An 11,090-nucleotide genomic window follows, 5' to 3' on the forward strand; every position below is an offset into this window, starting at 1 on the left:
GGGTCGCACCGATCTGTGTCGACAGCCCACTGACGCAGAGCTGAGGAGACCCGCGCCCGATGAGCGCATATGCCGAGGACGGCGGTGCGGCCCCAGACGCTGACACCGTTCGCGTTCGGCTGCGTATCACCGGGGTGGTCCAGGGGGTGGGATTCCGTCCCGCCGTGGCCCGCATCGCCGCCGACTGTGGCCTGGGCGGCTTCGTGCTCAACGACACCGGCGCGGTGCGGTGTGAGTTCGAGGGGCCCCGAGACCGGGTCGAGGCAGCGGTGGCGCGGCTGCGCACCGCGCCCCCGCCGTTGGCGCGCATCGACGCGATGGACGTCGGGTCCACCACGGCGCTCGGCGACACCGCGTTCGCGATCGTCACCAGCGACGCCGACCCGGCCGCCGGGCGCGCACTGGTACCGCCCGACCTGGCCACCTGCCCCGACTGTCTGACCGAACTCTTCGACCCCGGTGACCGCCGCTACCTGCACCCGTTCATCACGTGCACGAACTGCGGACCGCGCTACACCGTCATCACCGATCTGCCCTACGACCGGCCGGCCACCACGATGGCCGGTTTCGCGATGTGCGCCGCCTGCGCCGCGGAATACCGCGACCCCGCCGACCGCCGCTACCACGCCCAGACCATCGCCTGCCCGGACTGCGGGCCGACATTGAGCTGGCACGGACCCGGCGGGGGTGCGCCGCTGGCCGCGGCCGCCGCTGCGCTGCGGGACGGCCTCATCGTCGCCGTGAAGGGGGTCGGCGGCTACCACCTGGCCTGCCGGGCCGACGACGACCAGGTGCTGGCCCGGCTGCGTCAGCGCAAGAACCGGCCCGCCAAACCCTTCGCCGTGATGACCGCCGATCTGGAGGCGGCCGGACGGATCGCCGACGTCGACGCCGCCGCGGCCCGCTCGCTGAGTGCGCCCAGTGCGCCGATCGTGCTGATGCCGGCCCGGCCGGCAGCGGTGAGCGCGCTGGTGGCGCCGGGCCTGGCCGACCTCGGAGTGATGGTGGCGTACTCGCCGGTGCACCACCTGCTCTTCGCCGAGCTGGGCGCCGTCCCGCTGGTGATGACCTCGGCCAACCAGGGCGGTTCACCGATCGTGTTCCGCGACGACGACCTCGGCTGGATCGACGGCCTGGCCGACGCGGTGCTGACCCACGACCGGGCGATCCACGTGCCGTGTGAGGACTCCGTGGTGGCCGTCGACGACGACGGAAACGAGCTGCCGTTGCGACGGTCCCGTGGTTACGCACCGCTGCCGGTGCGGATCGGCAGCCTCGCCGACGGTTCGCCCTCGGTGCTGGCCACCGGTGGAGATCTGAAGACCACCTTCGCGCTGGCCGGCCCGGACGGTTGGGCGCACCTGTCCTCTCACCTGGGCGACATGGCCGACCCCAGAACCCAGCAGTGCTTCGCCGCCGCGGTGGAGCACCTGATGTTCATGACCGGCGCCGCCCCCGATGCCGTCGCCTGCGATCTGCACCCCGGCTACGCGACCACCCGGTGGGCGCAGCGCCGCGGCGGCCGAGTGCTCGGGGTGCAGCACCACCACGCCCACGCGGTGTCACTGCTGGCCGAACACGGCCGGCTCGGCGACCCCATGATCGCGGTCACCTACGACGGCACCGGATACGGCACCGACGGCACCATCTGGGGTGGTGAGCTGCTGGCCGTCGGCGACCCGGGCCGGTTCACCCGGGTCGGTCACCTCGCCCCGTTCGCCCTGCCCGGCGGCGACGGCGCGGTCCGTCAGCCGGCCCGTATCGCGCTGGACCTCATCGCCCGGGCCGGGCTGGCCGCCACCGATGACCTGCCACCGGTGCGGGCGCTGGGCGCCGCCGGCATGCACATCGTCAGCCAGCAGTTGGAACGCCAGCTCGGGTGTGTGCCCACCACCAGCATGGGCCGGCTCTTCGACGCGGTGTCCAGCCTGCTGGGAGTGTGTCAGCAGGTCAGCTACGAAGGCCAGGCCGCCGTCGAGCTGGAACATCTGGCCCGCGCCGGGCGAGGTTGGCCGGCAGTCGATTTCGACGTCAGCGACGGGCTGCTCGACCCCGCGCCGGTGATCGTCGCGCTGACCGGCGGGCTGCGCCGTGGCGCCGAGCCCGCCGATCTGGCCGCGGCCTTCCACGACGCGGTCGTGCGCGCCACGGTGTGTGCGGCGGTCGCTGCCGCCCGCAACGCCGGAATCACGACGGTGGGCCTGTCCGGGGGAGTGTTCGCCAACCGCCGGCTGCTGGCCGGTGTCGCGGCCGGACTGCGCGGCCGGGGCTTGGAGGTGCTGACCCACCGGGTGGTGCCGTGCAATGACGGAGGGCTCGCGCTCGGGCAGGCGGCGGTCGCCGCGGCGGTGTTGTCGGAGTGCGTCACGCAGGAAAGGAGCGGCCGGTGTGCCTCGGGATTCCCGGCAAGGTGATCGAGATCTGGGACGAAGCGGGAACGCGAATGTCGACCGTCGAGTTCGGCGGCACGACCAAGACCGTGTGCCTGGCTTACCTACCGGACATGGAGGTGGGTGAGTACACGATCGTGCACGCGGGTTTCGCGATCACCCGGTTGGACGAGGCATCGGCGAACGAGACGCTGCAGATGTTCGCCGATCTCGGTGTGCTCGAGGAGGAGCTGGCCGGAGAGCAGCCGCAGGACCGGCGGGACGCACAGACGGATGTGAAAAGAGACTCAGCATGAGGTATCTCGACGAGTTCCGTGACCCTGCCGCGGCCAAATCCCTGGTCGAGGCGATCCGCCGGCGCGCCAGCCGGCCCTGGACGGTCATGGAAGTCTGTGGTGGACAGACCCATTCGATCATCCGCAACGGCATCGACCAGCTCCTCGACGGGGCCGTCGAGTTCATCCACGGCCCGGGCTGCCCGGTGTGTGTGACCCCGTTGGAGATGATCGACCGCGCCCTGGAGATCGCCGCCCGCCAGGACGTCGTCTTCTGTTCGTTCGGTGACATGCTGCGGGTCCCCGGCAGCCGGCGTGATCTGTTCGGGGTACGGGCCCGCGGCGGCGACGTGCGCATCGTGTACTCGCCGCTGGACGCCACCCGGATCGCGGCCGAGAACCCCGACAAGGAGGTGGTCTTCTTCGGGGTGGGGTTCGAGACGACCGCACCGGCCAACGCGATGGCGGTGTTGCACGCGCAGCGACTCGGCCTGACCAACTTCTCCATGCTGGTGTCCCATGTGCTGGTCCCGCCGGCGATGACGGCGATCCTGTCGGCGCCGACCAACCGCGTCGAGGGTTTCCTGGCGGCCGGACACGTCTGCTCGGTGATGGGTACCGGCGAATACGGTCCGCTGGTCGACGAATTCGGAGTGCCCATCGTGGTCACCGGTTTCGAACCGCTCGACCTTCTCGAAGGCGTCCGTCAGGTGGTGGACCTGCTGGAGGCCGGAACACCGCAGCTGCGCAACGCCTACCCCCGCGCGGTGAGCGCCGAGGGCAACGTCGTCGCGCAGCAGACCCTGGCCGACGTCTTCGCGGTGACCGACCGGCAGTGGCGGGGGATCGGGCTGATCCCGAAGTCGGGCTGGACGCTGTCGCCGCGGTATGCCCAGTTCGACGCCGAGCGCCGGTTCGGCGTCGGTGATCTGCAGGTGGCCGAGTCCTCGCAGTGCCACAGCGGCGAGGTGCTGCAGGGGCTGCTCAAACCCAACGAATGCCCCGCATTCGGCCGGGCGTGCACGCCGCGGACTCCGCTGGGCGCGACGATGGTCTCCAGCGAAGGCGCGTGTGCCGCCTACTACCAGTTCCGGCGGTTGGAAATGCCTGCGCATGCCTGAGGTGCCGGTCACCGTCGACCCCGCCGACTGGGTGTGCCCGCTGCCGCTGCGCGAAACCCGCCGGGTGGTCATGGGGCACGGCGGCGGGGGAGTGCTGTCCGAAGAGCTCATCGAGAACCTGTTCCTGCCGGCGTTCGGGTCGGCCGGCGCTCCCGGACGGGATTCGGCGCTGCTCGACGCCGGGTCCGGCCGTATCGCGCTGACCACCGACTCCTATGTCGTGCAGCCGCTGTTCTTCCCCGGCGGCAACATCGGTCACCTGGCCGTCCACGGCACGATCAACGACCTCGCCTGCAGCGGTGCCCAGCCGCTGGGGCTGACCGCCGGATTCATTCTCGAAGAGGGCCTCGAACTCGACGTGCTCGGTGCGGTCGCCACCACGATGGGGCGGGCCGCCGCCGAGGCCGGCGTGTCCATCGTGACCGGCGACACCAAGGTCGTCGGGAAAGGCAGCGCCGACCAGCTTTTCGTCAACACCGCCGGGGTCGGCGTGGTTCCCGACGGCGTCGACATCGCACCGCAGCGGGCCCGTCCAGGCGACGTGATGATCGTGTCCGGGGCGATCGGTGAGCACGGGGTCGCGATCCTGAGCGTGCGGGAGGGAATCGACTTCGGCACCGTGGTGACCACCGACAGCGCCCCGCTGCACGCGCTGGTCGCGGCCATGCTGGCGGCGGCCGCGGACTCCGGCGACCTCGGGGCGGTGCACGCGCTGCGTGACCCGACCCGTGGCGGCCTGGTGGCGTCGGTGGTCGAGATCGCCCGGGCGGCCTCGGTGGGAGTCGAGATCGACGAGGCCGCGGTGCCGGTGCCCGAGACGGTGGCCTCGGCCTGCTCGTTCCTCGGGCTCGACCCGCTGCAGGTCGCCAACGAGGGAAAGCTCGTCGCCTTCGTCGAACCCGACCACGCCGACGCGGTGCTCGACGCGATGCGGGCCCGTTCCGACGGCGCCGGCGCGGCGGTGATCGGGCGGGTGGTCGCCGAACACCCCGGCATGGCGGTGGCGCGCACCGCCTTCGGGACCACGCGGGTGGTGGAACGCGAGTTGGGGGAGCAGCTGCCCAGGATCTGCTGAGTCGGCGACGCTCGTCAGCGCCGCAGTGTCTCCGACGGTGCCTCGCCCCAGCGCTTGCGGTACTCCACGGCGAAGCTGCCGAGATGATGGAAGCCCCACCGCTCGGCCACCGCGGTCACGGTGACGCCGTCGGCGGGGATGGCATCGGTGAGTTCCTCGTGCACCCGCTCCAGCCGGCGCTCCCGGACGAACGCCATCGGCGACATCCCCAGTTCGGAGCGGAAGCCCTGCTGGATGGATCGCACGCTCATGTGCACCGCGCCGGCCAGCGCCTCCATCGTGATCCGCTCGGCGAGGTGATCGTCGATGAAGTCCATCGCCTGCTGGATCACGGTGCGGCGGGGATCCGCCGACACCGGCTGGGTGATGTCGGCGTGGTAGTTCGACGGTTGCAGGTACAACAGACTGCTCATGACGAGTTCCTCGACCGAACTGATACCGCGACCGCTCTGGATCAGTGAGCCCGCGTGGTACACCTCGGTGTGCACCAGCTGCACCGCGGCATGCCAGCGCATCGCGGCCTCGGTCGCCAGGTCGAAGTCGGGATCGAACACCAGGGGCTTGACCAGGTTGCGCCCGATCAGCCGGGTGACGTGAGCGGCCATGGCTTGCGCTTCGATTCTGATCAGCAGCTGCGGGGTGTCGACACCCAACTCGATCCGCAGCGGCGCGCCCGGGCTGGAAACCAGCGAGCGCATCGTGTTGGCCTGAAAGGTCACCGCCGGATGCGCCACGGTGGCAACGCCGTTCATGGGCATGTGTACCGCGTAGTAGCGGCCGGATTCGGGGATGTCGATCGTCGCAGCAACGTGCAGGTCGAGGTAGAGCATGCTGACGTTGCGCAGCCGCACCCCGTGCATCGTGGCAGCGAAACCGTCCGTGTCGGCCGCATCGACGGTCAGCGTCAGCGGTGTCAGGGCCTTCCCGAGCAGGCGGGTGGCTTTGCTGATGTCCTCGGTGTAGAAGATCTCGTGCGCCGCCAGCGCCGGTGGCACACCCCGGGAACGCACCTTGCGCCGCACCGGATCACTGGTGCGGCGGATGTCGATGTAGCCCAGCCGGGTCAACCGGGACATCAGGAGGTCCGTGCCGGCGCCGGAGCATAGGAAAGCCTAACTTTCCTGGTGCAGAACCGAATTCGTGACGGCAAGGCAAGGCTCCTGGTTGACGGGCTCGCTTCAGCGTAACCAGATCTGCGCAATCCTGATAGCTGTTGCGCGAAACCGATAGGCAGGGCGGCGGCCACGCAGTACGTTGGGTTCATCAGCCACATTCCCCGCGCTGCAGGGAGTCCCGCCTCGGGAGGTTTCGGATGGGCGCCACCGGTCAGGCAACGTCTTCGGTCCTGGATTCGGTGAACGGCGCCGGACCTGCCGACGCGGTGCGCGACCGGCTCGACGATCCGCGCGTCGCCGAAGCGCTGACCACGTTGCTCGACCACGCCGACCTGCTGGCCGTGCTGGTCAGTGGTCTGGACGGTTTCGTGCGCCGCGGCGACGACATCACCGCAAACCTGACCTCGGCCTGGGGTGAGCTCAGCGGGTCCTCCGAGCAGATCCCCGCGCTGGCTGCCCTGCGCGACGTCGACCTGCAGCAGCTGTCGGCCAGCCTGGCGGTGCTCTCCGGTGGTCTGGTCAAGGCGACCCCGGCCATCAACACCCTGATGAACTCGTCGCTGACCGACCCGCAGGGCGCCGAAGTGGTGGCCGCGCTGGGGGATGCGCTGGTCTCGGCCCGGCAGACCGCCCCCGCCGCCCCCCGTGGCCTGCGTGGTCTGTGGAAGACGCTGCGCGGTGCCGCCAAAGACCCCGACGTGACCCGCGGCGTGTCCTATCTCGTCGAGGTCTTGCGGGCGTTCGGCCGCAAGGTCTGAGCGATCTGGTCACGGAAGTGACCAGATGACAACAGAATTCACAGCACAATCGCACCGGGGCTGATGGTTCCGGTGAGTCGAGAGGAGTCTCCATGGCATCGGTGCTCTGGTTCCAGGGTGGAGCGTGCAGTGGCAACACGATGTCGTTTCTCAACGCCGACGAGCCCAACGTCGTCGATCTGATCGTCGACTTCGGGCTCGATCTGGTGTGGCATCCCTCGCTGGGCCTGGAGCTGGGCAAGAACGCCCAGAAGGTCTTCTGGGACTGCGCCAACGGAGAGCGGCCGCTCGACATCTTCGTCTTCGAGGGCACCGTGATGGAGGCCTACGGCGGCCGCGCCGACATGTTCGCCGACCGGCCGATGAAGGACTGGGTCACCGACCTGGCCGCCGCCGCGCAGATCGTCGTGGCGATCGGCGACTGTGCCTGCTGGGGAGGCATTCCCGCGATGGAGCCCAACCCGTCGGGCTCGACCGGCCTGCAGTTCCACAAGCGGGAGAAGGGCGGCTTCCTGGGCCCGGACTTCCGCTCCAAGATGGGGCTGCCGGTGATCAACGTGCCCGGATGCCCGGCGCACCCGGACTGGATCACCCAGATCCTCGTCGCACTGGCCACCGGCCGGGCCGGCGACATCACCCTCGACGACCTGCACCGGCCCGAGACGTTCTTCAAGACTTTCACCCAGACCGGCTGCACCCGAGTCCAGTTCTTCGAGTACAAGCAGTCCACCATGTCGTTCGGCGAGGGCACCCGAACCGGTTGCCTGTTCTACGAGTTCGGCTGCCGTGGCCCGATGACCCACTCACCGTGCAACCGGATCCTGTGGAACCGCCAGAGCAGCAAGACCCGGGCCGGCATGCCGTGCCTGGGCTGCACCGAGCCCGAGTTCCCGCATTTCGACCTGGCCCCCGGAACGCTGTTCAAGACGCAGAAGGTCAGCGGCATGATCCCCAAGGAAGTGCCCGAGGGGACCGATCACCTCACCTACATGGGCCTGGCGGCGGCGGCGCGCATCGCCGCACCGCAGTGGTCCAAAGAAGACATGTTCGTGGTCTGAGGCCCGACGAAACTAGAAACGAAAGGGACTCCTGGCATGACCGATCAGCTCGATCTCTTCGTCAGCCCGCTGGGCCGGGTCGAAGGCGACCTCGACGTCCGCGTCACCATCGACGACGGTGTCGTGACCTCCGCGTGGACCGAGGCGGCGATGTTCCGCGGCTTCGAGATCATCCTGCGCGGCAAGGACCCGCAGTCGGGTCTGGTGGTCTGCCCCCGGATCTGCGGCATCTGCGGGGGTAGCCATCTGTACAAGTCGGCCTACGCGCTCGACACCGCGTGGCGCACCCACATGCCGCCCAACGCGACCCTGGTGCGCAACATCTGCCAGGCCTGCGAGACGTTGCAGTCGATCCCGCGCTACTTCTACGCGCTGTTCGCCATCGACCTGACCAACAAGAACTACGCGAAGTCGTCGCTCTACGACGAGGCGGTGCGCCGCTTCGCGCCCTATGTCGGCACCAGTTACCAACCCGGCGTGGTGCTTTCGGGTAAACCCGTGGAGGTCTACGCGATCTTCGGCGGGCAGTGGCCGCACTCGAGCTTCATGGTGCCCGGCGGGGTGATGTGCGCGCCGACGCTGTCGGACGTCACCCGGGCGATCGCGGTCCTCGAGCACTGGAACGATGCCTGGCTGGAGGGCCAGTGGCTGGGCTGCTCGGTGGACCGCTGGCTGGAGAACAAGACCTGGAACGACGTGCTGGCCTGGGTGGACGAGAACGAGGCCCAGTACAACAGTGACTGCGGATTCTTCATCCGCTACTGCCTCGACGTCGGGCTGGACAAGTACGGCCAGGGCGTCGGCAACTACCTGGCCACCGGTACCTACTTCGATCCGGCGCTCTACGAGAATCCGACCATCGACGGGCGCAACGCAGCGCTGATCGGTCGTTCCGGGGTGTTCGCCGACGGGAACTACTACGAGTTCGATCAGGCCAACGTCCGCGAAGACGTCACCCATTCGTTCTATCAGGGCGATCGCCCGCTGCATCCGTTCGACGGCGAGACCATCCCGATCGACCCCGAACAGGGCCGCAAGGAGGGCAAGTACAGCTGGGCCAAGTCCCCGCGGTACGCCGTCGGCGACCTGGGCAACATCCCGCTCGAAGCCGGTCCACTGGCCCGCCGGATGGCCGCCGCGGGTCCCAACGCCGCCGCGCACCAGGACAACGATCCGTTGTTCGGCGACATCTACAACACCATCGGCCCGTCGGTGATGGTGCGTCAGCTCGCCCGCATGCACGAGGCCCCCAAGTACTACAAGTGGGCGCGGCAGTGGCTCGACGCACTCGAGCTCAAGGACAGCTTCTACACCAAGCCGACCGAATACGCCGAAGGCAAGGGGTTCGGTTCCACCGAGGCGGCCCGCGGCGCACTGAGCGACTGGATCGTCATCGAGGACTCTAAGATCAAGAACTACCAGGTGGTGACCCCCACTGCGTGGAACATCGGGCCCCGCGACGGCTCCGAGGTGCTGGGCCCCATCGAACGGGCGCTGGTGGGCTCGCCCATCGTCGACGCCGAGGACCCGGTCGAGCTCGGTCACGTGGCCCGCAGCTTCGACTCGTGCCTGGTGTGCACCGTGCACGCCTATGACGGCAAGACCGGACGCGAGTTGAACAAGTTCGTGATCAACGGGATGGTGTGACCTGCGTTCGACAGACACCGGGACAGGGGTCGGCACCACGCCCGGCAACCCGGCGGCAGCGCTGGAGCCGCCGGGTTGCGACGTCGTGGTGATCGGCTGCGGCAATCTGCTGCGCGGCGACGACGGCGTGGGACCGGTCCTGGTGCGCCATCTTTGGGAACGTGGGGTTCCCGAGGGCGCAAAGCTGGTCGACGGCGGCACCGCGGGCATGGATGTGGCGTTCCAGATGCGCGGGGCCGCAAGGGTGGTCATCATCGACGCGGCCGCGACGGGGACGGCGCCGGGCACGGTCTTCCGGGTTCCCGGCGAGGAGTTCGCCGAACTGCCGCCGCTGCAGGGGCTGCACACCCACTCCTTCCGGTGGGACCACGCGATCGCCTTCGCGCGCTGGGCGCTGGGCGAGGACTGCCCGACCGACATCACGGTGTTTCTGGTGGAGGCCGCCGGGGTGGAGCTGGGTGCCGAGCTGTCCGAGCCGGTGGCCGCGGCGATGGAACAGGTCATCGGCATCGTCGAGCGCGACTTCCTGGCACCGCTGCGGCCCGCCGCGCGCGCCGAGGCGACCGTCGAGTTCACCGCCGACGGATATCTGCGCCTCGACGCCGAGCTGGCCGCCGCGCGTTTCCCGTCGGATGCCGTGGCCGCGGTGCTGCGCGACGGCGCATTCTGGCTGATCCCGCTGCGCGGGCCGCGCAGCGGAGGCCTGCTGCTCAAGCAGCGCAATCCGGCCGGCGACCGGTCTGTGCTGGTCGCAGAGCTACTTAGGGAGACCTTACTTCGCGGCGTTTTTCGTGCATTCTGGGACGATGAACAGGCAGCACTGCGTATCCCTGTCGGCGACAACGAGGGGAAAGGCCGGTGATCGCGATGTGTGAATGCGACGCCCCGTTCCCGGAAGGCAGGCCGCCCACGGTGGTCCGCAGCGACAGTTCCGCCGACGAGGCCAGGGCGGTGGACACCGTGGTGGTCTACGAGCGTGGTCAGTGGGCCGTCGACATCGCCGTCGTGTTCGACGACGGCGTCGTGCGCAAACGCATCAACACCCACCGCACCCGTGGGCGGGCCGAACTGGCAGCCAACTTGATCAAGCGCGCCGCCGAGCGCGATCTGAGGGGACCGTTACTGGGGTGAATCTGGTGGGAGGGCCGTGACCGAAACCGTCCACGAGGCGTCTGAGCGCGCCGTGAACGACGCTGTGCCCGAAGATGTCTCCGACGCCGGAGCCGGCGGTGTCGTGCGTCCGCAACCGCTGGGCGCCTTCGGCCTTCCGCTCGGCTATCTGCTGGTTCCCGCCGGCCCGGACACCGAAGCCGCGCGCACCGCCCTGGTGTCCGGCCGGCTGCCCGACGTCTGGCCCGAGCCGATGGCCGCGCACAGGCATGCGTCGGCCGGCGATCGGGACGCGGCACTGCAGGCGCTGCGCGGCACCGATCCGGTGACCCGCTACAACCGCTACGTGCTGGACCCGGACTCCGAGGACCCGGCCGCCGTGCGCGCCGCGCTGGGCGGGTTCGGTGTGCTCGTCGACGTGGTGTCCTTCGCACTCGGCCGGGCCGACACCGTGCCCGATGCGGCCGGACTGGACGGTGAACTGGCCGCCGTCGTGCTCGCCGCGCAGGCGTCGGCCGCGCTGGACGACGGCGACCCGGCC

General features: G+C 69.5%; 10 protein-coding genes and 1 pseudogene. 10 read left to right on the top strand and 1 reads right to left on the bottom strand.

The annotated features are described in order from the left end of the window. Positions 1-59 precede the first annotated feature (59 nt). Genes hypF through hypE form a run of 4 tightly spaced genes read left to right on the top strand, consistent with a single transcriptional unit; the run spans position 60 to position 4,861 of the window. Entirely contained in the window at positions 60-2,414 is a 2,355-nt protein-coding gene (gene hypF / locus ACXAID_RS08070; protein ID WP_475021676.1) for a carbamoyltransferase HypF, read from the top strand. Further along, positions 2,387-2,686 (top strand): HypC/HybG/HupF family hydrogenase formation chaperone, encoded by a 300-nt coding sequence (locus ACXAID_RS08075; RefSeq protein ID WP_475021677.1) that lies wholly within the window; start codon positions 2,387-2,389, stop codon positions 2,684-2,686. Before hypF ends, ACXAID_RS08075 begins: the two co-directional genes overlap by 28 nt. After that, complete coding sequence (gene hypD, locus ACXAID_RS08080) at positions 2,683-3,786, top strand: hydrogenase formation protein HypD (RefSeq protein WP_475021678.1); 1,104 nt, start codon at positions 2,683-2,685, stop codon at positions 3,784-3,786. Before ACXAID_RS08075 ends, hypD begins: the two co-directional genes overlap by 4 nt. After that, positions 3,779-4,861, top strand: coding sequence for a hydrogenase expression/formation protein HypE (gene hypE / locus ACXAID_RS08085; RefSeq protein WP_475021679.1), 1,083 nt, complete (start codon positions 3,779-3,781; stop codon positions 4,859-4,861). The genes hypD and hypE overlap by 8 nt, the downstream gene beginning before the upstream one ends. Positions 4,862-4,875: 14 nt before the next feature. Here the strand turns inward: hypE and ACXAID_RS08090 are convergent, their stop codons facing one another. Next, positions 4,876-5,937 carry an AraC family transcriptional regulator gene (locus ACXAID_RS08090; RefSeq protein WP_475021680.1) on the bottom strand — a complete coding sequence of 354 codons (1,062 nt, stop codon included), beginning with the start codon at positions 5,935-5,937 and terminating at the stop codon, positions 4,876-4,878. A gap of 236 nt (positions 5,938-6,173) precedes the next feature. On the opposite strand from ACXAID_RS08090, the gene ACXAID_RS08095 reads away from it, so the two are divergent. From ACXAID_RS08095 to ACXAID_RS08120, 6 genes and pseudogenes are all read left to right on the top strand, one after another. Next, complete coding sequence (locus ACXAID_RS08095) at positions 6,174-6,734, top strand: DUF1641 domain-containing protein (protein ID WP_475021681.1); 561 nt, start codon at positions 6,174-6,176, stop codon at positions 6,732-6,734. Between the two features lie 92 nt (positions 6,735-6,826). Beyond that, positions 6,827-7,792 (top strand): NADH-quinone oxidoreductase subunit B family protein, encoded by a 966-nt coding sequence (locus ACXAID_RS08100; protein ID WP_475021682.1) that lies wholly within the window; start codon positions 6,827-6,829, stop codon positions 7,790-7,792. A 36-nt stretch (positions 7,793-7,828) separates the two neighbouring features. Next, on the top strand, positions 7,829-9,439 hold the full coding sequence (locus tag ACXAID_RS08105; RefSeq protein ID WP_475021683.1) for a nickel-dependent hydrogenase large subunit: 1,611 nt from the start codon (positions 7,829-7,831) through the stop codon (positions 9,437-9,439). 88 nt (positions 9,440-9,527) lie between these two features. Next, positions 9,528-10,301, top strand: coding sequence for a hydrogenase maturation protease (locus ACXAID_RS08110; protein ID WP_475021687.1), 774 nt, complete (start codon positions 9,528-9,530; stop codon positions 10,299-10,301). A 5-nt stretch (positions 10,302-10,306) separates the two neighbouring features. Further along, positions 10,307-10,570 (top strand): hypothetical protein, encoded by a 264-nt coding sequence (locus ACXAID_RS08115; protein WP_475021684.1) that lies wholly within the window; start codon positions 10,307-10,309, stop codon positions 10,568-10,570. Positions 10,571-10,634: 64 nt separating this feature from the next. Then, a pseudogene (locus tag ACXAID_RS08120) lies at positions 10,635-11,090 on the top strand (hypothetical protein); the annotation flags it as partial.

This window comes from Mycobacterium sp. ABE4_509 (genome assembly GCF_056160785.1).

Excerpts from the sequence above, each read along its gene's own strand:
- hypF (WP_475021676.1), top strand. The coding sequence starts at position 60 with ATGAGCGCATATGCCGAGGACGGCGGTGCGGCCCCAGACGCTGACACC.
- hypD (WP_475021678.1), top strand. The coding sequence starts at position 2,683 with ATGAGGTATCTCGACGAGTTCCGTGACCCTGCCGCGGCCAAATCCCTG.
- hypE (WP_475021679.1), top strand. The coding sequence starts at position 3,779 with ATGCCTGAGGTGCCGGTCACCGTCGACCCCGCCGACTGGGTGTGCCCG.
- ACXAID_RS08090 (WP_475021680.1), bottom strand. The coding sequence starts at position 5,937 with ATGTCCCGGTTGACCCGGCTGGGCTACATCGACATCCGCCGCACCAGT.
- ACXAID_RS08095 (WP_475021681.1), top strand. The coding sequence starts at position 6,174 with ATGGGCGCCACCGGTCAGGCAACGTCTTCGGTCCTGGATTCGGTGAAC.
- ACXAID_RS08100 (WP_475021682.1), top strand. The coding sequence starts at position 6,827 with ATGGCATCGGTGCTCTGGTTCCAGGGTGGAGCGTGCAGTGGCAACACG.
- ACXAID_RS08105 (WP_475021683.1), top strand. The coding sequence starts at position 7,829 with ATGACCGATCAGCTCGATCTCTTCGTCAGCCCGCTGGGCCGGGTCGAA.
- ACXAID_RS08115 (WP_475021684.1), top strand. The coding sequence starts at position 10,307 with ATGTGTGAATGCGACGCCCCGTTCCCGGAAGGCAGGCCGCCCACGGTG.